The sequence below is a fragment of the Amycolatopsis sp. cg5 genome (assembly GCF_041346955.1).
In the GTDB taxonomy this organism is placed as follows: domain Bacteria; phylum Actinomycetota; class Actinomycetes; order Mycobacteriales; family Pseudonocardiaceae; genus Amycolatopsis.
Window position 1 is genome coordinate 1189860 of the sequence record NZ_CP166849.1, and the last position, 20781, is coordinate 1210640.

The 20781-nt window shown below is 69.0% G+C and carries 23 protein-coding genes; 16 read left to right on the forward strand and 7 right to left on the reverse strand.

All coding sequences use genetic code 11. The annotated features are described in order from the left end of the window. Positions 1-4 precede the first annotated feature (4 nt). From AB5J62_RS05850 to AB5J62_RS05875, 6 genes are all read left to right on the forward strand, one after another. Positions 5-517 carry a hypothetical protein gene (locus AB5J62_RS05850; RefSeq protein ID WP_370947077.1) on the forward strand — a complete coding sequence of 171 codons (513 nt, stop codon included), beginning with the start codon at positions 5-7 and terminating at the stop codon, positions 515-517. After that, positions 507-1601, forward strand: coding sequence for a peptidoglycan-binding protein (locus AB5J62_RS05855; protein WP_370947078.1), 1095 nt, complete (start codon positions 507-509; stop codon positions 1599-1601). Before AB5J62_RS05850 ends, AB5J62_RS05855 begins: the two co-directional genes overlap by 11 nt. Continuing rightward, positions 1598-2290 (forward strand): ABC transporter ATP-binding protein, encoded by a 693-nt coding sequence (locus tag AB5J62_RS05860; protein WP_370947079.1) that lies wholly within the window; start codon positions 1598-1600, stop codon positions 2288-2290. The genes AB5J62_RS05855 and AB5J62_RS05860 overlap by 4 nt, the downstream gene beginning before the upstream one ends. Further along, the gene (locus AB5J62_RS05865; RefSeq protein ID WP_370947080.1) at positions 2287-3486 is read left to right on the forward strand and encodes an ABC transporter permease; all 1200 of its coding nucleotides are present in this window, start codon (positions 2287-2289) and stop codon (positions 3484-3486) included. The genes AB5J62_RS05860 and AB5J62_RS05865 overlap by 4 nt, the downstream gene beginning before the upstream one ends. Positions 3487-3570: 84 nt before the next feature. Next, positions 3571-4338, forward strand: a complete 768-nt coding sequence (locus AB5J62_RS05870; protein ID WP_370947081.1) for an APH(3'') family aminoglycoside O-phosphotransferase — start codon at positions 3571-3573, stop codon at positions 4336-4338. Between the two features lie 91 nt (positions 4339-4429). Next, on the forward strand, positions 4430-5023 hold the full coding sequence (locus AB5J62_RS05875) for an SRPBCC family protein (RefSeq protein WP_370947082.1): 594 nt from the start codon (positions 4430-4432) through the stop codon (positions 5021-5023). 348 nt (positions 5024-5371) lie between these two features. On the opposite strand, the gene AB5J62_RS05880 is transcribed toward AB5J62_RS05875, so the two are convergent. Then, positions 5372-6976 carry a transposase gene (locus AB5J62_RS05880; protein WP_370946284.1) on the reverse strand — a complete coding sequence of 535 codons (1605 nt, stop codon included), beginning with the start codon at positions 6974-6976 and terminating at the stop codon, positions 5372-5374. Positions 6977-7217: 241 nt separating this feature from the next. After that, positions 7218-7613, reverse strand: a complete 396-nt coding sequence (locus AB5J62_RS05885; protein ID WP_370947083.1) for a phospholipase A2 — start codon at positions 7611-7613, stop codon at positions 7218-7220. 151 nt (positions 7614-7764) lie between these two features. Between AB5J62_RS05885 and AB5J62_RS05890 the strand changes: the two genes are divergently transcribed. Both AB5J62_RS05890 and AB5J62_RS05895 read left to right on the forward strand, forming a co-directional pair. Next, on the forward strand, positions 7765-8367 hold the full coding sequence (locus AB5J62_RS05890; RefSeq protein WP_370947084.1) for a DUF4360 domain-containing protein: 603 nt from the start codon (positions 7765-7767) through the stop codon (positions 8365-8367). A gap of 56 nt (positions 8368-8423) precedes the next feature. Next, positions 8424-9047, forward strand: coding sequence for a glyoxalase (locus AB5J62_RS05895; RefSeq protein ID WP_370947085.1), 624 nt, complete (start codon positions 8424-8426; stop codon positions 9045-9047). A gap of 226 nt (positions 9048-9273) precedes the next feature. On the opposite strand, the gene AB5J62_RS05900 is transcribed toward AB5J62_RS05895, so the two are convergent. Beyond that, positions 9274-9699, reverse strand: coding sequence for a hypothetical protein (locus AB5J62_RS05900; RefSeq protein WP_370947086.1), 426 nt, complete (start codon positions 9697-9699; stop codon positions 9274-9276). 347 nt (positions 9700-10046) lie between these two features. Between AB5J62_RS05900 and AB5J62_RS05905 the strand changes: the two genes are divergently transcribed. Continuing rightward, complete coding sequence (locus tag AB5J62_RS05905) at positions 10047-11243, forward strand: serine hydrolase domain-containing protein (protein WP_370947087.1); 1197 nt, start codon at positions 10047-10049, stop codon at positions 11241-11243. On the opposite strand, the gene AB5J62_RS05910 is transcribed toward AB5J62_RS05905, so the two are convergent. Together AB5J62_RS05910 and AB5J62_RS05915 are read right to left on the reverse strand one after the other, a co-directional pair. Further along, positions 11221-12009 carry a sensor histidine kinase gene (locus tag AB5J62_RS05910; RefSeq protein WP_370947088.1) on the reverse strand — a complete coding sequence of 263 codons (789 nt, stop codon included), beginning with the start codon at positions 12007-12009 and terminating at the stop codon, positions 11221-11223. The two genes, AB5J62_RS05905 and AB5J62_RS05910, sit on opposite strands and share 23 nt — an antisense overlap. Before the next feature lie 49 nt (positions 12010-12058). Beyond that, the gene (locus AB5J62_RS05915; protein ID WP_370947089.1) at positions 12059-12484 is read right to left on the reverse strand and encodes a hypothetical protein; all 426 of its coding nucleotides are present in this window, start codon (positions 12482-12484) and stop codon (positions 12059-12061) included. A 189-nt stretch (positions 12485-12673) separates the two neighbouring features. Between AB5J62_RS05915 and AB5J62_RS05920 the strand changes: the two genes are divergently transcribed. Continuing rightward, on the forward strand, positions 12674-13411 hold the full coding sequence (locus AB5J62_RS05920; protein ID WP_370947090.1) for an SDR family oxidoreductase: 738 nt from the start codon (positions 12674-12676) through the stop codon (positions 13409-13411). 63 nt (positions 13412-13474) lie between these two features. Here AB5J62_RS05920 and AB5J62_RS05925 read toward each other — a convergent pair whose 3' ends face one another. Then, on the reverse strand, positions 13475-13978 hold the full coding sequence (locus tag AB5J62_RS05925; protein WP_370947091.1) for a MerR family transcriptional regulator: 504 nt from the start codon (positions 13976-13978) through the stop codon (positions 13475-13477). A gap of 295 nt (positions 13979-14273) precedes the next feature. Here AB5J62_RS05925 and AB5J62_RS05930 point away from each other — a divergent pair, with 295 nt between their 5' ends. The 4 genes from AB5J62_RS05930 to AB5J62_RS05945 are packed head-to-tail and all read left to right on the forward strand — an operon-like array spanning position 14274 to position 18218. Next, the gene (locus AB5J62_RS05930) at positions 14274-15140 is read left to right on the forward strand and encodes an alkaline phosphatase family protein (protein WP_370947092.1); all 867 of its coding nucleotides are present in this window, start codon (positions 14274-14276) and stop codon (positions 15138-15140) included. Positions 15141-15143: 3 nt separating this feature from the next. Continuing rightward, positions 15144-16418: an MFS transporter gene (locus tag AB5J62_RS05935; protein WP_370947093.1), complete on the forward strand. Its 1275-nt coding sequence runs from the start codon at positions 15144-15146 to the stop codon at positions 16416-16418. Continuing rightward, positions 16415-17392 (forward strand): TolB family protein, encoded by a 978-nt coding sequence (locus AB5J62_RS05940; RefSeq protein ID WP_370947094.1) that lies wholly within the window; start codon positions 16415-16417, stop codon positions 17390-17392. The genes AB5J62_RS05935 and AB5J62_RS05940 overlap by 4 nt, the downstream gene beginning before the upstream one ends. Positions 17393-17408: 16 nt before the next feature. Further along, a complete protein-coding gene (locus tag AB5J62_RS05945) occupies positions 17409-18218 on the forward strand; it encodes a chitosanase (protein WP_370947095.1) in 810 nt (269 codons plus the stop codon). Between the two features lie 61 nt (positions 18219-18279). On the opposite strand, the gene AB5J62_RS05950 is transcribed toward AB5J62_RS05945, so the two are convergent. Beyond that, a complete protein-coding gene (locus AB5J62_RS05950) occupies positions 18280-18600 on the reverse strand; it encodes a hypothetical protein (RefSeq protein WP_370947096.1) in 321 nt (106 codons plus the stop codon). Positions 18601-18654: 54 nt separating this feature from the next. Here AB5J62_RS05950 and AB5J62_RS05955 point away from each other — a divergent pair, with 54 nt between their 5' ends. Then, positions 18655-20079, forward strand: a complete 1425-nt coding sequence (locus AB5J62_RS05955) for a carboxylesterase/lipase family protein (RefSeq protein WP_370950194.1) — start codon at positions 18655-18657, stop codon at positions 20077-20079. A 241-nt stretch (positions 20080-20320) separates the two neighbouring features. Then, the gene (locus AB5J62_RS05960; RefSeq protein ID WP_370947097.1) at positions 20321-20779 is read left to right on the forward strand and encodes a hypothetical protein; all 459 of its coding nucleotides are present in this window, start codon (positions 20321-20323) and stop codon (positions 20777-20779) included. Positions 20780-20781: the final 2 nt, after the last annotated feature.

The following is a 20781-nucleotide window of genomic DNA, read 5'->3' on the forward strand; positions in this document are numbered from 1 at the left end:
TGATTTGCGTATCCGACACAGGCTCGTGCTGGGAATGGCCATCACGGCGGCCGTGCTGTCCGGTTGTTCGTCGGCAGGTGACGACGCCGGGAAAGTGGCCTCGGCGGGCGGTTCCAGCTCGGCGGTCCCGGCTCCCGGCGACGGCGGCGGTTTCGACCAGAAGACCAAGGACCAGATGCTGGCCCGCGCGAAATGCATGCGGGAAAACGGCGTGAACATTCCCGACCCCACCTTCGAAGGCGGCATGGCGCCCAGGGAGATGATCCCGGAAGGCGTCTCGGAAGAAGCGTACAAAAAGGCCACGGACGCCTGCGTGAAATTCATGCCGGACGGTGGTTCCAAGGAAGACCAGGCGAAAGCGCTCGACAAGGCCCGCGCGATGGCCAAATGCCTGCGCGAGCACGGCATCGACACCCCGGACCCCGACGAGACGCACGGCCTGCAGATCGGCAAGCCCGGCGACGACCCCAAGGTGCTCGACAAGGCGATGAAGGAGTGCGGGATCCATGGCGGATAGCGGACCGGGCACGGTGCGCCGCCGGACGCGGACCCGCTGGCTGCTCATCGGCCTGGTGGTGCTCGCGGTGGCCACGGTCGGCACCATCGTGGTGCTGACCAGGTTCACCGCGGGCGCCTCGGCCGGCGCCGCCGCGCCGCCGTCCGGGCAACTGGCGACGGTGCCCGTCACCAAAATGGACCTGTCCGAGCAGCAGGTCGTGCAGGGAACGCTCGGCTACGGCGCGGAATTCGACGTGACCGGCCACAAAGCGGGCACGATCACCACGCTGCCGGCGCCCGGCACGCAGATCAAGCAGGGCGGCACACTGTACACAGTGGACGCCGTGCCGGTGCCGTTGTTCTACGGCGCCTTGCCTTTCTACCGGCCGCTCACCGAGGGCATGGACGACGGGCCGGACGTCAAGATCCTCGAGCAGAACCTCAAGGCGCTCGGCTTCAGCGTGGGCACGCCGGACACCAAGTTCACCCACCAGGACACCGTCATGATCAAGAAATGGCAGAAGTCCTTGAAGCTGGAGCAAACCGGCACCATCGCGCTGGGTGACGTGCTGGTGCAGCCGGGCCCGATCCGGACCGGCACCGCCACCGTCGCGCCCGGCGCGCCCGCGACCGGCCCGCTGTTCAAGGCGACCGGCACGGAGCACCTGGTCAAGGTGCCGCTCACCGAGGCGAAGCAGCACCTCGCCAAGGAAGGCGACCAGGTCGGCCTGACCATCGGCGGCAAGACCACCACCGGCAAGGTGCTGCTGGTCGCGAACGCGCCGGACGGCGACGACAAGAAGGCGCCGGGCGGGGACGGCCCGAAGGTCATCGCGACCATCACGCTGGACGACCAGTCGGTCGCGGCGGGTCTCACCACGGGGTCGGCGTCGGTGACCTTCACGACCGGGGTGCGCAAGGGCGTGCTGACCGTGCCCGTCAACGCCTTGCTGGCACTGGCCGAAGGCGGCAACGGCCTGGAGGTGGTCCAGGGTGGCAAGCACACCGTCGTCATGGTCAAGACCGGCCTGTTCGCGGGCGGCAAGGTCGAGGTCGAAGGCGACGGCATCGCCGAAGGCACCCAGGTGGTGACCACGTCATGACGCCGGTGCTCGCGGTGCACGACGTGTCCGTCACCTATCCCGGCGGCGTCCGGGCGCTGCGGAACGTCTCGCTGACCGTCCAGGAAGGCGAGCTGATGGCCGTGGTCGGCCCGTCCGGCTCGGGGAAGTCCACGCTGCTGCAGCTGATGGGCACGCTCGACCGGCCGACGAGCGGCTGGATCGAGGTCAACGGCCTCGACGTCTCCCGGCTGCCGGACCGCGCGCTGTCGGCGGTCCGGTCGCGCTGGATCGGGTTCGTGTTCCAGCAGTTCTTCCTCGCCGAGGGCGTCACGGCGGCGGGCAACGTCGCCACCGGCCTGATGTACGCGGGCGTGCCGCGCCGCAAACGCGAGGACCTGGCGATCGCGGCGCTGGAACGGGTCGGGCTCGGGCACCGCGCCGGGCACCTGCCGCACGAGCTCTCCGGCGGTGAACGGCAGCGCGTCGCCATCGCCCGCGCCGTCGTCAACCGGCCGTCGATCCTGCTGGCCGACGAGCCGACCGGCGCGCTCGACACCGTCAACGGCGAGTCGATCCTCGCGCTGCTCGCCGAGCTGAGCGAGGACGGCACCACGGTCGTGCTGATCACGCACGACCGGGAGATCGCGGGCGCGGTGCCCCGCCAGATCGAGATCAGGGATGGCGTGCTGCGGCTCGACACCGGGACACCCGCGATGGTGACGCGATGAGCGCGCGGCCGACGCCCGCCAGGCTGGGCCCCGTCGACATGCTGGCGCTCGGCTCGCACGGCATGCGCACCCGGCCGATGCGCGCGGTCCTGTCGGCGCTGGGCATCGCGATCGGCATCGCGGCGATGGTCGCGGTGCTCGCGATCCCCGCGTCGAGCGCCAAAGCACTCCAGGACCAGCTGGCGGCACTCGGCACGAACCTGCTCAAGGCCGAGCCGGGCGAGTCGTTCCTCGGCACGGCGGCGAACCTGCCCGAAGACGCGGTCGCCCTGCTCAAGCGCATCACGCCGGTCACCGGCGCGGCGGCCGTCGGCGCGACCACGGCCAAGGTCTACCGGTCGGACCACATCGCGGCCAACGAGACCTCCGGCCTCAAGGTGCTCGCGGCGGACGCCGGCCTGTTCACCGAGATCAAGGCGACACTGGCGGCGGGCAAGCTACTCGACCCGGCGCTGGCGAAACTGCCCACGGTGGTGCTCGGCTCGGAGGCGGCGAAACGGCTGGGCATCGGCTCCCTCGATCCCCAGCACCCGCCGCAGGTCTGGCTCGACGGCCAGTTCTTCACGGTCGTCGGGATCTTGAACCCGCTCCCGCTGGCCACGGACATCGAACGGGCGGTGCTGGTCGGCTGGCAGACCGCCGTCGACAAGCTCGGTTTCGACGGCAAGCCGACCACGGTCTACATCCACGCCAAGGATTCCCAGGTCGTCGCGGTCCAGTCGGTCCTCGGCGCGACACTGAACCCCGAGCACCCCAACGAGGTCAAGGTCAGCCGTCCCTCGGACGCGCTCGCCGCCAAGAACCTCGTGCAGGACTCCTACGACGCCCTGTTCCTCGGCCTCGGCGGCGTCGCGCTGCTCGTCGGCGGCGTCGGCGTGGCGAACACGATGGTCATCTCGGTGCTCGAGCGCCGCCGCGAGATCGGGCTGAGACGCGCACTCGGCGCGACCCGCCGCCAGGTGTGGGGCCAGTTCGTCGCCGAGTCGATGCTCCTGTCCGCGCTCGGCGGCGCCGCCGGGGTGCTGATCGGCGTGCTGGCCACGGGAATCTACGCGCTGGCCCAAGGCTGGCCCGCGGTGATCCCGATCGCGACACTCCTCGGCGGGGTCGGCCTGTCACTGCTGGTCGGCGCGGTCGCCGGCGCCTACCCGTCGATGCGCGCGGCCAGGCTACCGCCGACGCAAGCCCTCGCCTGAGCGCCTGGGGTCGTGAGTGTTTTCGCCGGTTAGAACCGGCCGGAACACTCACGACCCCAAGGTCTTCCTGGCTACGATGATCTTGTGCGCGCGCCCTCGTATCTCACCGGCGATTGGGAGCCGGTCACCGCCGGCGAATCCGGCGCGGTCGTCTTCCGCAGCGCGGACGGCACGCGGTTCGCCAAAGTCGGCGAGTCGTTGGAGTCCGAACGAGATCGCGTGGAATGGCTCAGCACCAAGGGAATTCGAGGCCCGCAGGTGCTCGACTGGATCGACGGCGAGTGCTTGGTCACCAGCGCCGTCCCCGGAGTGCCCGCCGACAGCGTGTCCGCCGGAGAGCTTCAGCGTGCCTGGCCGTCGATCGTCGAAGCCGTCCGGGAGCTGCATGCCCTGTCCACGGCGGACTGCCCGTTCAAGCGGGACCTGGCGCGGATGTTCGCGCTCGCCCAGGACGTCGTCGCGCGCGGCGCGGTCAACCCGGAGTTCCTGCCGGTCGAGCAGCAGGAGACACCGCCGTCGGAACTCCTCGCGCGGCTCGCCGCCGAGGTCGACCGGCGGCTGGCGCAGGAACCGGCGGACACGGTCGTCTGCCACGGCGATCTCTGCCTGCCGAACATCATCCTCGAACCGGAGACGCTCACCTTCGCGGGTTTCATCGACCTCGGCCGCCTCGGCCTGGCAGACCGCTACGCCGACATTTCGCTCCTGCTCGCCAACGCGCGCGAGACCTGGGCCGACGAGGAGCGGGCCGCCGACGGCTTCGCCCGCGGCTACGGCCAGGCGCTCGACACCGGGCGGCAGCGGTTCTACCTGCACCTGGACCCGCTCACCTGGGATTGCCTAGCGGGCTGATCTACGTAGTTCTCACCGACGCGGGCACGCGGGCGCTCACGGCAAGGTCGACTTCGACACCGAACGAAGCCGAAACCGCCAGGAGAACCCCATGCGCTCGCTGCTCGCCATCCCGCTGATCGCCGCCGCCCTCTTCGGCGCCACCGCGACGCCCGCACAGGCCGCCACGCCCGCACCGGCGTCACTGTCCTGCCGCGGCCAGGGCGTCGACCCCGACGCCAAGATCCGCTACCGCGCCGAGACGCTGGTCAAGGCGCCCTTGAGCACCGTCTGGCGGCTTCAGACCGACGTGGCGCGCTGGCCGTCCTGGCAGGAGCCGGTCACCAGCGCGAAGCGACTGGACCACGGGCCGCTCCGGCCGCGCTCGCAGTTCCGCTGGACCACCCCGGTCCCGGCGACGCCGGTCAGCCCGCCCACGACCCTGGTCATCACCTCGACGGTCGAGCAGCTCCAGCACGGCAAGTGCATCCGCTGGACCGGCCCCGCGATCGGCGACGGCCTGCGCATCGACCGCGGGGTGCACGTCTGGAACTTCGTCGAGGTGCCGGGCGGCGTGCTCGTCCGCACCGAGGAAACCCATGCGGGCAAGCAGATCGAGACCGAGACCGGCCTCGCCAACGAGTTCCTCAAGATCGGCCTCGACGCCTGGCTCGGCGCGCTCAAAACCGCCGCCGAACACTGCTGAAGGGTCGTGAGCGTCGCGGGCGGTTATTGAGGGGGAAGGCAAAGGTGGCGCGGCGGTAGCCGGCTTCCGCCGCGCAAGTAGGTCCACGGAGAGGTCCACAGCCTGACCTTTTGTCCGCTTTAGGATTGTTTAGTCATATTTTTGGGCTGAGCAGGTCGCTCCGGATGACGTGAACGCCTCGTTCGCAACGTTGTGCGTTGCGAACGAGGCGTTCACGTGGTCAGTCCATGTGTGCCGGTGGGTTGTGCGGGGTTTTCGGCCACTGAGAGCCTGTTGCTTTTTGCTGTTGTGGTGTCTTCGGCATCGTCCGGTCTCTGGCTTGGCCGCCGGGCCGGGCCGGGGTGGGGTTCAGGTGGTGCGGATCTGGGCGGTGGTGATGCCCTTGGTCCAGAGTTTGAGCAGGTTGGTGACTGCGGCGGCGAGGGAGAGTTCGGCTTGGGCGGCGGTGAGTCCTCGGCGGGCGAAGCGGGTGAGCCCGCGGCGGTCTTTGAGCCAGGCGTTGGGTGCTTCGATCATCGCGCCGCGTCGTCGGTAGAGGGTCACGCCTTCTGCGGTGCGTAGCCGGTGGTTCATCTTCTCCCGCGCGGTGGCGTTCTTGGGTGGGTCGCCGGTGGCCGGGTCGGTGGCGGCTCGAGTGTTCACGGTGCGGCCTTTGGCATCGGCGATGAGACGGTCCGGGCCCGCGGTCTCAAGGTTGGCGGTCGAGTCGTAGCCGGCGTCGCCGATCATCACGCCGACGGTGAGGTCACCGCGGCCGGTGCGCCGGGCCAGCTTCCCGGCGGTGGCGAGGACATCATCGGCGGTGGGCACGAACTGGTCGAGGTCGTTGGTGTCCTGGGTGGCGCGGGCGGACACGAGGAATTCGTCGTCGCTGACCGCGGTCTGGCAGTTGTAGCCCTGGACCCAGCCGTTGCGGGTCTTGAGCAGCCGTGATTGCGGGTCGGTCGTGTTCGCCACGAACTTGTCGGTCTGCGTCTGGGATTTCGCGGTGGCGGCGGCCTGTTCAGCGCGGGAGAGCGCGGCCTCATAGGCGGCGCGGGCCCGCCGGACCCTGCTGTGATCCTCCGGCGGCACCGCTGCTTTCCCCGACGGGCGGCGCCCGCCGCCGGATCGCATCTGGGCGTGCCAGGCCTCCCAGCGGGACACCGCTGTGGCTCGCTCCCGGTCCAGGCGTGCTCGGGCCACCGCGACCCGGTCCGCGCCTCGCGGCGGGGCCCCGCCACGGGTGAGGCCGGCGGCGACCGCGGCGTCATAGGCCCGCGCGATCTCAGCCCGCCCCTCGCCGGCCTGCTCGGCCGCGTCGCGACGGGACTGGATCTGCTCCAGCGCGGCCGTGATCCGTTCACCGCGACGGGTGCGGTCACGCAGGTCCGGTGGTGGTTCGTCGCCGCGCCGGTCGGCGCCGAAGCGGGCGTCGTCGGCCGCGTCGGTCTGCGCGGTCTCCTCAACGAACTTCTCGGCCAGTTTCCGCAGGTGAGCCTCGGTGCGGTTGGCGTCCTTACTCGCGTTGGCGGCGATCTTGGTGCCGTCGAACGCGACCACCCCCAGCGACACCATCCCCAGTTCGGCGGCCAGCACCAGCGACTCGGTCAGCAGATCCGTCAGCGCCGCCTCGTGACGCTGGCGGAACCGGGCCAGCACCGTGTGATCCGGGATGTCCTGCGCGCAGATGATCCGGAACGCCACATCGGTCAGGCACAACCGCTCGATCCGCCGCGACGAGGACACCCCATGCGCCATCGCATACACGAACAACGTCAGCAGCATCTCCGGGTCATACCCACGCCGCCCGACCCCACCACGCTTCGCCGTCGCGTGAAACGCCGACGTGTCCAGCCGCCCCACCACCGCGATCACGAACCACACCAGATGATCATCCGGCAACCAGTCCGCCATCGACGGCGGCAACAGAAACTCCTGCTCACGATCAACCGGCCGATAATCCCTTGCCACACAACAATTATCCCAAGTTGCCACACGTGCAACAAGATCATCAAGCCATGTCGAGCCAGTTCAAAAAGCAACAGGCTCCTGAGCGGCCGAAAACCCCGCACAACGGGCCCTTCGCCGGGCGTGACGCGGGCTGACGATGTGGCGTTTGAGCCGTCAGATGGCCCCAACGCCACATCGTCGAAGCGTCGACCACGCCATGTTTGACTTTCCGCCCAAATAGAACCGCCCGCAACGCGCACGACTACGTGGGGTCGCCCTTGCCGTGGTAGTGGCTGCGGGCGAGGTTGCGGACGCCGGTGTAGTAGACGCCGGCCATCTTCACGCACTCGTACCGGAGCGGGTTGAACTTCCCGAACTTCGACGTGCAGGCCTTCGTGAGGTCGGTGAAGAGCCGCTTGTCGCAGTTGAGCCTGCTCGTGGTGCTGGTGCGGCTGTAGCACCGGTCGTGCGTGTCGCAGGCGGGCTTGAAGTTCGCGCCGAAGAAGGAATCCGGGACCTTGGTGCAGCCGTCGGTCATGATGCGGACCGTCGACGCGGGCGCCGCGGTCTCGACGGGCGCCGCCGAGGCCATCTCGGCGCCGAACCCCATCAGCATGAGCGCGCCCGCCATGACCCCTACGACTTTTGCTTTCGTCATGGCACGAAGTATCGGGACGCGTCGCCCAGATCCCGCCCAGGTCACCCGATGGTGGGCGCATCCGTCATCTGGCGGAGTTCCGCCGCTCCAGCTTCCGATACCGTTTTCGGTGCCACCGCCGTCACCACGCACGGATCCAGAAGGGCTCCTCATGCTGACCACGGCTGCGGCAACTTTCCTGGCTGTTTCTTCGGCGATGGTCACCCCGGTCACCCCGGTCACGGACGAGGTACCGGTCGGCGCCGAGGTCGTCACGGTCAACGGCTCCGGCTGCCCGGCAGGCACCGCCGAGACGTCCATCAGCGGCAACACCTTCAGCGTGTCCTACCGAGGCTTCTTCGCGCAGGCGGGCGGGGGAGCGAGCCCGGTCGACTCCCGCCGCAACTGCCAGCTGAGCGTCCGCACCAGCCTGCCGCCCGGCTACACCTACGGCCTCGCGGCCACCTCGTACACCGGCTTCGCCTACCTCGAAGCCGGCGTGTCCGCGCTGCACCGCGTCAGCCTGTACTTCCAGGGCACCTCGTCGACTGTCGCGGTGGACCGCCCGTTCACCGGCCCGCTGGCGGGCGAGTGGCGCTCGGACTACCGCCCGGCCGAGATCGTCTACTCGCCGTGCGGGGACAGCCGCAACCTGAACATCAACGCGGAGTTACGAGTCGCCACCACGGACCCAGCCAAGCGCGGTTTCCTGGTCGCGGACGCCTCGCGCGGCGTGCTCCGCGCGAAGTACGACTTCGTCACCAAGCGCTGCTGAAGACCGATCAGGAATCAAGAAGCACAGGTCACCGCCCCGCGCCTAGCGTTACCGCCATGACCTCAATCACCGGAATCACCATCGAGTCGGCCGACGTCGCCGCCGCCGAACGCTTCTACGCCACGGCCTTCGGCCTGGACTCCCGCCTGCGCGTCCGCGCCTCGCAGGAGCCGACCACCGGCTTCCGCGGCTTCACCCTGTCACTCACCGTGTCGCAGCCCGCGAACGTCGATGCGCTGATCGAGGCCGCGCTCGCGGCGGGTGCGACCACCCTCAAGCAGGCCGCGAAGTCGATGTGGGGCTACGGCGGAACCATCCAGGCGCCCGACGGCACGATCTGGAAGATCGCCACGTCCGCCAAGAAGGACACCGGTCCGGCCACCAAGGAGTTCGACGCCATGGTCCTGCTGCTGGGCGTCGCCGACGTGGCCGCGAGCAAGCGGTTCTACCTGGAGCAGGGCTTCACGGTCGGGAAGAGCTTCGGCCGGATGTACGTGGAGTTCGAGAGCGGCTCGAGCCCGGTGAAGCTGGCCCTGTACCGCCACAAGGCGCTGGCCAAGGACGCGGGCGTGGCGCCTGCCGGTTCGGGTTCGCACCGGATCGCGGTCGGCGGCGCGGGCCCCTTCACGGACCCGGACGGGTTCGCCTGGGAGGCCGCTTCGCTGGCGGCGGCGTCCTGATGTGCCTCTACCACTTGCCGGGAATGCTCGAAGCGCTCGCCGAAGAGTCCGCGGCCGAAGCCGAGAGCGTGGAAGAGCCCGACCACGACGAGGAAGCCGTGAAATCGTTTACCTGAATCGGCTTCCGCCCGACGGGGCGAAAGCCGATCCAAGTGAAACGTCACCTTATCGAAACCTCAGTGCTCACCATTCCGGTCCGGGCGGCGGACTGGCCGGAATGGGGGCATCAGGGTGCGACGCTCCAGGTGATCTTCTCGATTCCGTTGCCGACGGTGCCGATCTTGGCGAACGCGTCCTTGCTCAGGATCAGGTCGCCTTTCTTCTGCCCGCCGACCGCGTCGACGATCTGCACCTTGACCGTCCCCTTGGGACCGGTCACCTGCACGACGACGCCGCAGTTCACGCTGCTGGAGTGCTCACTGCCGTACTGGGCCAGGTTCAGCGCGGCGATGTTCCCCTTGGGCAGGCTGGGTAGGTTGGCCGACTTTTCGCAGGCCACGTCGTCCCACTCGGCGGTGTAGCCGGTGGTGTACTTGGCGACGCCCTGGTAGGTCGCCGTGCCGAGGTTGCCGGCGTACGGTGCCGCCACGGCGGCGGGCGCGAGGGTGAGCACAGCAGCGGAGACGGCGAAGATCGCGTAACTGACGCGCATCGAATAGACCTTTCAAAAGGGGGAATTGTAAAGACGAAAAACCGAATACCGGCGTCGGTGGCAGGGCGTAGTTCCCGGCCATCCGCAGTCCGCCGAAATGAAGACTAACCCCGACCACAACGCTGTTATAAGCCGCCATACGGGCGACAGGCAAACTCGGTCGTTGCGAATGGCGAAACGTATTGTCCGCCGGAACCGGCCGCCGAAGACGATCGGCGCCTGCTCCCGATCGGGCGATCGGCCGAAATGTCAAGATGGCGGATCCGCCAATTCCCTGAGATCCCTGATCTTTCGACACCGGGCCGATCCCTGATGTCCCCGCCGTCGCGAGTGGACATTGTCATGGCATGAGAACAGCACTCGCCGCACTGGCCACCGCCGCCGCGCTCACCTTCACCGCACTGCCCGCGCTCGCCGCCGACGAGCCGGACGAGCCGGAAGTCCCGGCGCTCAACGAAGCGGCGCTGAAAGCCGCGATCGCGGGCCTGCCCGATAAGGACACCACCGGCGCGCTGGTCAGGATCACCGGCGAGAAGGGACAGTGGTCCGGCACCTCCGGTGTCGCCGACCTGCGCACCGGCGCCCCGGTCCGGCCGGACGGCTACTTCCGGATCGGCAGCACCACCAAGGTCTACACCGCCGTGATGGTGCTGCAGCTCGCGCAGGAGCACCGGATCGACCTCGACCAGCCCGTCCAGCGTTATCTGCCGGGCCTGCTCCCGGCGAGCTACCCGTCGATCCCGGTGTACACGTTGCTGGACCACACTTCCGGCCTGCCGTCGGTGGACATCCCGCAGCTCTACGATCCACAGTGGATACTCAAGCACCGTTACGAGCACTGGAGTCCGCGCCAGGTGGTGGAAAAAGCGCTCACCCACCCGCTCGATTTCCAGCCGGGCACCGCGCAGAAGTACACCAACACCGCCTACGTCACGGCCGGGATGCTCGTCGAGAAGGTCACCGGCCGGTCATACGCCCGGAATCTGCGCGACCGCATCACCGAGCCGCTCGGCCTTTGTCACACCTATTACCCGAACGACGACCCGCACCTGCCGCATCCCGCCGCCCGCGGCTACCTCAACGTCGACGGAGTCGACCTGACCGGCATCGACGTCGACGTCGTCACGCGTGACGGGGTCAAGTTCGCCGACGTGACCGAGATGAACCAGTCGATCCCCGGCGCCGCCGGCGCGATCATCTCCACCTCGGCCGACCTGGACGCCTTCCTCACCGGCCTGCTCGACGGCCGCCTGCTCGGCAAGGAGATGATGCCGAGGCTCTACGCGGTTCCCCAGGTGCCGATGTTCGACGGCAGCGGGCCGGCGACCTACAGCCAGGGCCTCATGCGCCTCAAGATCGGCGCCTACACGGTCTGGGGCAAGACCGGCAGCCGCTACGGCTACTCGAGCGGTGTCTTCGCGACCAAGGACCTGAAGCGCAAGGTGGCGTACTCGGTCAACGCCACCGTCAAGTCCCCCGACGGTCAGCCCAGGATCGTCCAGCAGATCGCCGGGGCCGCGGTCACTCCGCCCGCTCGTCCCTGAGCAGCGCGGCAGGCACGGTGAACTCCGCGGTCAGCCCGTCGTCGTCGTTGCTTCGCAGGCTGACGGTGATGCCCTGCCGCCTGCTCACCAGCGCCACCACGTCCAGCCCGAGGTGGGTGCCGGCGCCGAGGTCGATCTCGTGCGGGCTCACCAGCCTGCTGTTGGCCTCGCCGAGCTCCGGTTCGGCGAGGCCGAGGCCCGCGTCGGCGATCTCGACGGTCAGAGCGCCCTCGTCGGTGGCGCTCACCCGCAGCACGACCTTCGTGTCCGGCGGCGAGAACGAGGTGGCGTTGGCCAGCAGCTCGGTGATCAGGTGCACCAGGTCGAACACGGCGTCGCCCAGCACGGCGAACCCGATCACCTGGTGCACCTCCACCCGGGTGTACTCCTCGACGGCCGACACGGCGGCCCCCAGCACGTCCTCGAGCGGGGCGGGGCGGTCCACCTGCCGCGGATAGGGCGCACCGGCGAGCAGCAGCAACCGCTCCTGGTTCCGCCGCATCAGCGTCGCCATCTGGTCCAGCTCGAACAGCTTCGCGAGCCGGTCCGGGTCCTCTTCGGTCTGCTCCAGCCGGTCGATGATCGCCAGCTGCCGGTCGATCAGCGGCCCGATCCGCTGCGACATCTCCGTGGAAAACGTCAGCAGGGCCTGCGACACCTCGGTCCGGTCCGGCGCTTCGGGCTCACGCTTCCGTCTGCGGAAGGCCAACGGCACGGCCGCGCCGACCGCCGCCCCGGCCAGCCCCCACAGCGCGTAGTGCCACATAGAGCAGAAAGTACGCGGCGCGTGCCCCTGCGTCGATGGTTCGCGAGTGCTATTTCGCGTGCAACATCGGCCGGAACGCGTCCCGGTGCGCGAACGCCAGGTAGGCCAGCGCCACCCCGATCAGCCCGGCGAGCGCCAGCCCCGACGGCTCCAGGAAGACGTGGAAGGCGAAGATCCCGACCACGATCGGAGCCAGCACCGTCAGCGCCAGCGGGACGAACCTGTTCACCAGCAACAAAATCCCGGTCACGAGTTGAACGCCTGCCACCAGCGGCATCATGTACCCGGTCTCGAACAGCGCGACGCTGAACTTCAGCGCGCCCTCGGGCAGCCCGGTGGCGTCGCCCGGCATGAAGTACAGGAACCCGTTCGCGCCGGTCACGGCGAAAAGCAGCCCCAGCAGGCTCCGAACGGTCGCCGTCACCACGCGGACGGACGTCTTGACCTGGGCGGGGGCGGTGATGGTCGCGGTCATTTCAGCTCTCCTCAGTTCGGCTTGGTACCCACTCGTCGAACCACCACCGCCCCCGATCGACACCCGCGCGCCCCGGACTTCCCACTTCACTCGAACGGACTAGCGGGTGTCACAACTCGGCAGGCTGCCCTGTCCCAGCTCATCGAGGCGTTCCGGATCGGCCGGACGCGGGACATGAAGGAGCCACCCATGAAGGTCGTCGTGATCGGCGGGACCGGGCTGATCGGATCGACTGTCGTCGCCCGGCTCGGCGAACACGGGCACGAGGCGGTGCCCGCCGCTCCCTCGACGGGCGTCGACACGATCACCGGCGCCGGGCTCAAGGAGGTGCTGGAGGGCGCGGACGTGCTGGTCGACGTCTCGAACTCGCCGTCGTTCGCCGACGACGACGTGCTGGCCTTCTTCACGACCTCCACCGGCAACCTGATCGCGGCCGCCGAAGCCGCAGGCGTCGGGCACTACGTCGCGTTGTCCGTCGTCGGGGCCGAGCGGGCGGGCGACTCGGGGTACATGCGGGCGAAGGTGGCGCAGGAGAAGCTGATCAGGGAGTCGGGGCTCCGGTACTCGCTGGTGCACGCGACCCAGTTCTTCGAGTTCGCCGCCGGCATCGCGGACAGCGCGACCGTCGGCGGCGTGGTGCGCCTGCCGGACGGCGGGGCGCAGCCGGTCGCGGCCGCCGATGTCGCCGCGGTCGTCGGCCGGACCTCGGTCGGTGACCCGCTCGACGGCACGGTCGAGATCGCCGGGCCCGAGGTGTTCGGCCTCGACGAGTGGGTGCGCACCGCGCTGGCGGCGAAGAACGACCCGCGTGAAGTCGTGACCGACCGCGAGGCCCGCTACTTCGGCGAGCTGGTGGGGGAGCGGACACTGCTGCCCGAGCCTGGCGCGCTGATCGGGCGGATCAGCCTGGCCGAGTGGCTGGGCTGAGGTCCCGGATCAGGCATCCGATGTCTCCGCGGCGTTCAGGGGCGTCGCGGAGACATCGTCGCGTCAACCCGCTGCCGCCCGTGGCCTGGACCGGACGTGCGCCCGGTTCGCCACGGCCACTCGGAAAGCGCTTACAAGAAGCTCCGTGAAATCTTCCTCGGCGTACGGGACGGGCACCCGTTCGGCGTGCGCGTCCACCATCGCCTGGGCCACCGGGGTGACACTGTCCATGGCCTGCGCCAAAAACCGCAGCGCGGTGGGCAGCGGGATGCCCGCGGCCGCCATGTCGATCGCGGCGCGCATCACCTCGGGTGAGGCGGCGCCGGTCTCCGGCGACTCGTGGCCGGCGCCGAGCATCGCGGCTATCGAGACCAGGTTGAAACCCTGCTTCTGCAAAGACGCGATCTGTTCGAGCCGTCGCATGTGCACGGGCCCGTAAAGCGCGAACCTGCCGCTTTTCGCCGGTGCGGGCAGTAGTCCTCGTGTCTGATGCGCACGAATGTTGCGTACCGACATGCCAATGGCCGAGGACAGTTCTTCAATCGTATAGCCGTTTGCCGATACCATGTGATATCTCCCTTGACCGCGCTCGATGGAAACATGGCGCTGACCGGGACACCAGGCAGAACCACCGGCAGAACCGCAGGTGGGGGGTTCTGCCGGTCGGTGGTGGCACCTCAAGTATGCACCAGTTCGAACGCTTGCACGAATCTGTGCAATCAATTCCCAAATAGTCCGACCTCACCTACTTTCGTAGGGGCCGAATTACGCCGATCGGTGGATCTTGGTGTATTAAATGCCACTGCCAGGGATTAAATGCCTTCGAGACATCGGATGTCTCGGCACAGCTGAAGGAGATGCCATGTTCTGGAAGCGGATAGCGACCGCGGCGGTGGTCGCGGCCAGTGTGGCCACGGCCGTCGTGGTGTCGCATGAGGACACGACCGGCCCCGCGATCGAGCCCGTCGCCTCGTCGGTGCCCGCGTTCGACCACATCGTGCTGGTGATGTTCGAGAACAAGAAATACTCGTCCATCAATGGCAGCTCCAGCGCGCCGTATTTCAACAAGCTCGCCTCGCAGAGCGCGAAGTTCACGAATTCGTTCGCGGTCACGCATCCGAGCCAGCCGAACTACATCGCGCTGTTCTCCGGCTCGACCCAGGGTGTCGACAGCGACAGCTGTCCGGCCAATCTCGGCAGCAAGCCGAACCTCGGCGCGCAGCTGATCGCCGCGGGCAAGAAGTTCACCGGCTACTCCGAGGCGATGCCGTCCGACGGCTACACCGGCTGCACGAGCGGCACCTACAAGCGCAAGCACAACAGCTGGGTCGACTTCAGCAACGTGCCGTCGTCGAGCAACAAGCGCTTCTCGTCGTTCCCGAGCGACTTCTCGAAGCTGCCGCACGTCTCCTTCGTGACCCCCGACATGTGCAACGACATGCACGATTGCGGGATCGACACCGGTGACGGCTGGCTGAAGAACAACCTCGACGCGTACGCGCAGTGGGCGAAGACGCACAACAGCCTGCTGATCGTCACCTTCGACGAGGACAGCAACACCTCGGTGAACCAGATCTTCACCACGTTCACCGGCGCGCACGTCAAGCCGGGCAGCTACGGCGACAACATCAACCACTACTCGGTGCTGCGCACGATCGAAGCCTCGTTCGGGCTCCCCGGCATCGGGCACGCGGCCGAGAAGTCGCCGATCACGAGCGTCTGGCAGTAGCCCATGTACCTGGCCTCCACCGGCCGCCGCACCGGCCGCAAGGACAACCCAGGCGGGCTTTCGCGGCGCTCGCTCGGCGGCATGAGCGGGAACGTGCTGGCACTGGGCACGGTCAGTCTCGTCACCGACATCTCCTCGGAGATGGTGACCGCCATCCTGCCCGTGTACCTCGTGCTGGGGCTGCATCTCGGCCCCGCCGCCTATGGCCTGGTCGACGGGCTCTACACCGGTGCCACGGCGTTCCTGCGCTTGATCGGCGGGTACGTCGCGGACCGGGTCAGACGGCGCAAGGCGGTCGCCGGGGTGGGCTACGCGCTCTCCGCGGTGGCCAAGCTCGGCCTGCTGCTCGCGGGTTCGTCCGCGGCGGGTATCGGGGTGGTGGTGACGGCCGACCGCCTCGGCAAGGGCCTGCGCACCGCCCCGCGCGACGCGCTGATCACGCTGTCCGCGCCGGAGGACATGCTCGGCCGCGCCTTCGGGGTCCATCGCGCGATGGACAGCGTCGGCGCGTTCGCCGGGCCGCTGGTCGCGGTGGCGGTGCTCGCCGCGGTCGGCTCGTCCACCGGCGTGGACGGCTTCGACGCCGTGTTCGTCACCAGCTTCTGCATCGCGGCGATCGGCGTGCTGCTGCTCGGCCTGTTCGTGCGCGACCGCCGCGGCGAGCGGCCGCCCGCAGGCACGGTCTCACCCCGCGCGGTGGTGGGGTTGCTGCGTGGCGCCGGGGTGCGTCGCCTGGTGCTGGCCGCCTGCGTGCTGGGCATGAGCATGATCGGCGACGGGTTCGTCTACCTGTTGCTGCAGCGCAAGGAGGACATCGCGACCGGCTGGTTCCCGCTGCTGGCGGTGGGCACCAACCTGGCCTACCTGCTGCTCGCGGCGCCGCTCGGCGCGCTGGCCGACCGGGTCGGCAGGCTGCCGGTGATGCTGTGCGGATACGGCCTGCTCGCCGCCGTGTACGTGCTGCTGCTCAGCCCGATCTCCGGTTGGCCGCTGTTCGTCTTCACCCTCGGCTGCTACGGCGCGTTCTACGCGGCGACCGACGGCGTCCTCATGGCGCTGGCCGGGCCGCTGCTGCCGGAGGCCCTGCGCACCACCGGTATTTCCATCGTGCAGTCCGGGCAAGCGCTTTCCTACTTCGTCTCGTCCGTCCTTTTCGGACTCGCCTGGCAGTTGTGGGGCGCGGGCACCGCGATCGCCGTCGCGGCGTGCACCGTCGGCGTCGCCATCGTGATCACCCTCTTCCTGCTCGCGCCGCGCAAGAAGGAGGTGACCGCATGACCACCCGCACCCGGATCTGGATCGCCATCGCCGGCGTGCTCGCGCTCGCCGTGACCGCGGCCGTCTACATCGGACTGACCGGATCCCGCGGCCAGGCCGCGACCGCCACCGGCGTCGTGACGCTCGACAGCGGCCGCCTGGTGTTCCGCAGCACGGCCGACGGCGAAGCGGGCCGCGTCGCCACCGTCGCCACGAGCGACCCCGGCGGCGCGCGGTCGGTGTCGGCGCTGAGCTGCGCGCGGGTCTACGCCGCGAGCGGCACCGGCATCTGCCTGCGTGCGGAAGGCGGGCTGAGCACGTACCAGCTCGTCGTGCTCGACAAGCAGCTCTCGGTCACCAAGGAGATTCCCTTGGTGGGGCTGCCCAACCGCGCCAGGGTGTCCGCGGACGGGAAACGGTTCGGCTGGACCGTGTTCGTCACCGGCGACTCGTACAACGGCGGCCGCTTCTCCACCCGCGCCGGCATCATGGACATCACGACCGACCTGCTCGAAGGCACGCTCGAAGACTTCACCGTGACGGTGGACGGCAAGCCCTACCAGGCCGCCGACCTCAACTTCTGGGGTGTCACCTTCACTTCGCAGCAGAACCGGTTCTACGCGACCATGTCCACCGGCGCCCACCGCTACCTGGTCGAAGGCGACCTCGCGACGCGCACGATCCGCACGCTCCGCGACAACGTCGAATGCCCTTCCCTGTCACCGGACGAAAAACGCGTCGCCTACAAGTCCGCCATCGACGGCGACCCCGCCAAGGGCTGGCGGGTCTCCGTGCTCGACCTCGCCACCGGCACGATCACCCCACTCGCCGAAACCCGCAGCGTCGACGACCAGCCCGCCTGGCTCGACGCGGCGACGATCGGCTACGCGATCCCCCGCGGCGGCGGCCATTCCGATGTCTGGGCCGTCCCGTCGGACGGAACCGGCGCACCGCTCCTGCTCATCCCCGAGGCGGAATCCCCCTCGGCGCTCTAGGATTCCGGAGGTAGCAATGAAGCTATACCTGGCACCAGTCTCGCTCGCGGTGGTGGCCGGCCTCGTGCTGACCGGCGCGGCCTCGGCCGCACCCGACAAGACCACCGTCTTCATGTTCGACGACATCACCGCGGTGTTCGAGCAGGGCGCGAACGCACCCCAGTACGGCAACATCGAGAACGACAAGGACGGCTGCGGCTGGACCGCGGGCTGGATCGGGTTCTGCACCGCCACCGGCGACATGCTGCAGCTGGTCGAGAAGTACAACAAGGCCAAGCCCGGCAACGTGCTCGAGAAGTACACCCCGACCCTGCGCAAGCTGGCCGACTCCGGCAGCGACAGCGTCAAGGAGCTCGGCTCCAAGTTCCCCGCAGACTGGAAGACCGCCGCCAAGGACAAGGCGTTCCAGCAGCTGCAGATCACCGTAGGCCACGACATGTACCTGACCCCCGCGCTGACCACGGCGAGCAAGATCGGCCTCAAGACCAACCTCGGCATCGAGAACCTCTTCGACACCGCGCTGATGATGGGCCCCGGCGCCGGCGACTGCGACGGCATGCCCAAGATCGTCAAGGAGACCACCGCGGCCGCCGGCGGCACTCCCGCGTCCGGCAAGAACGAGAAGGCGTGGCTCAAGACCTACAACGAGATCCGCGTCAAGCACATGAAGAAGCCCTGCACCCCCGGCCGCGAAGCCGACTGGCCCCAGGCGGTCGACCGCGCCGCGGCGCTCCAGAAGCTGTCCGACACGGGCAAGCAGGACCTGCGCGCGCCCCTCACCATCGGCGCCGGCTACGACGTCACCATCACCAACCCGCACGACTGACCGGCGAACGGGGCTCGCCGGGTGCGCCGGACCCGGCGAGTCCCGTGTTCGTCCGAGCGTCTTACGGGGCTTCCTGGTCCTCGCGTCCGGCTCGCCACCTTCTTGCTTGAGCGCGGGTGCGTGGCCGGGCCTTCGGCTCCCGTCCGCAACCGCACGTCTCGAACCCCTCGTACTTGAGCCCGGCTCCGAGCACCGCGGCGACCGCCGCCCAGCCGGAGTCGTTCCCACGCCTTGGCGCGGCGAAGTCGTGCCCGGCGTAGGTCATCGGCAGGCGGCACGACGGGCAGGGGTGATCGGCGCCGTCCCAGGCGTACTTGTGGGTCTTGCGGCAGGCCACGCAGACGTAATGGACCTTGTAGGTCGACTCCGCGTATCGGCACATGGTCACCGAGCGTACCGGTAAATCGGTGGCGCGCATCGGGATTCACCGAGGATGATGCGCGCGGTGAGCGACAGACCTGAAGTTCGCGTGACGGCGGGGAAACTGCGTGGCACCCGCGAATCGGGGGTCGCGGTCTTCCGCGGCATCCCGTTCGCCGAGCCGCCGGTCGGCGCGCTCCGGTTCGCCGCGCCCAGGCCTGCCGGGCGCTGGGACGGGGTGCGCGAAGCCGTCGAGTTCGGCCCGCCGCCCCCGCAGGCCGGCGCGTTCGGCATGGACGCGGTGTCCGGCGGCGACGACTGGCTCACCGTCAACGTCTGGTCACCCGAACCCGGCCCGGACGCCGGGCTGCCGGTCATGGTCTGGATCCAGGGCGGCGCATACGGGATCGGCATGGCCGGCCTGCCCGAGTACGACGGCGCCACGCTCGCCCGCGACGGCGTCGTCGTGGTGACGTTCAACTACCGCGTCGGGATCGAGGGTTTCGCCCAGCTCGAGGGCGCGCCCGCCAACCGGGGGCTGCTGGATCAGGTGGCCGCCTTGACGTGGGTGCGCGACAACGTCCGGGCGTTCGGGGGCGATCCGGACCGGGTGACGGTGTTCGGGCAGTCGGCGGGTGGCGGGTCGGTCGCCTCGCTGCTGGTGATGCCGCGGGCGGCCGGGCTTTTCCGGCGGGCGATCGCGCAGAGCGTGCCGGGTACGTTCTTCACACCGGAACTGGGCGCTGACATGGCGTCGGCGTTCGCGGCCGAGTACGGGCTGACGGCTACGGCGAGCCAGCTGTCCACTGTGGACCCGTGTGAGCTGACGGCCGCCGGTGACGTGGTGACCGCGAAGATCGGGCAGTGGACGGAAAACTGGGGTCTGGCCGCGCACCGATCGATCCCGTTCGCGCCCGTGGTCGACGGCGACGTTCTGCCCACGACGCCGTGGGAGACCGCGCGGGACGTCGAAATCATCGCGGGGCATACGCGTGATGAGCAGCGGCTCTTCAGCCTCATGGGCGACGAGGCGTCGGCTCCCTTGGAGGTCTTGGCGCCGGACGCGCGCCGGTACCGCGAGGGTTTTCCCGGCGCGAGCGAGGAAGAGCTGCGTGAACTCGTCAACTCGGACTGGCTGTTCCGCATGCCGACGCTGCACCTCGCGCAGACAGGGCCTACTTATCTGTACGAGCTGACGTGGTCTGGGCTTCTGGGTGCTTGCCATGGCCTTGACGTGCCGCTCGTCTTCGGAAACCTCCAGAGCGGGCAGCCCGGCATGCTCATCGAGGACGTCTCCGCCGCAGAAGCGGTGTCAGCGGACATGCGCGCCGCGTGGATCGCGTTCGCCACCCACGGCGACCCCGGCTGGCCCGCCTACGAAGGCGAGAAACGGCTTACGAAGATCTTCGACACGCCGTCGACCGTCGCCACCTACCCGGAGGAGACCTCCCGCAAGCTCTGGCAGGACCACCCCTTCGCTCCACTCACCCTGAGGTCGTGAGTGGTACGGCCGGTTCTAACCGGCAATACCACTCACGACCCCCGAGCGCGTAAAGCCTTGGTGGCGAGGGAGTTTAGCGGGCTTTATCCCGGCCTGGTCCGTGGAGCACGGGGCGCGTTGGGTGGAGGGGGTCGTGAGCGTTGCGGGCGGTTAGAACCGCCCGCAACGCTCACGACCCCCGTGACCAGGGTCCGTAAAAGTGCCCTGCTGTGGGGGTTTGGGGGCTGGGCATGATGGGCGGGTGAGCAGGCAGGCATCGATCGGCGGGCGGGGCTCGCGGTTCGCGCTGCGCGTGCTGGCCGTGAGCTTGTGGCTGCCCGCGCTGATCGTGCCCGGACTGCTGATCTTCGGCGAGCTCGGCTGGTCGTGGTGGCAGGTGGCGCTCGCGCTCGCCGGCGCGGGAGTTTCGGCGTTCTTCGGGCTCGGGAGCTGGTGGGACGCGGATGACCAGAAGCAGGACACCGCGCGGCTGCTCGCGGTGGGACGCCCCGCCGTCGCCGAGGTGGTCGCCGTCGAAGTGGAGGAATCCCATGACGAATCAACCGAAATGGCGTGGCTGAGCCTGCGGATCGCCGGCGCCGGGGTGCCGGAGTTCGAGGCGGACTACCGGGCCGCGAACCAGCCGGAGTTCAGGGTCGGGGTGCGGCTGCTGGCGACCGTCGACCCGGCCGACAACCTGTTCACGCTGCGGCCGTTTTAGGC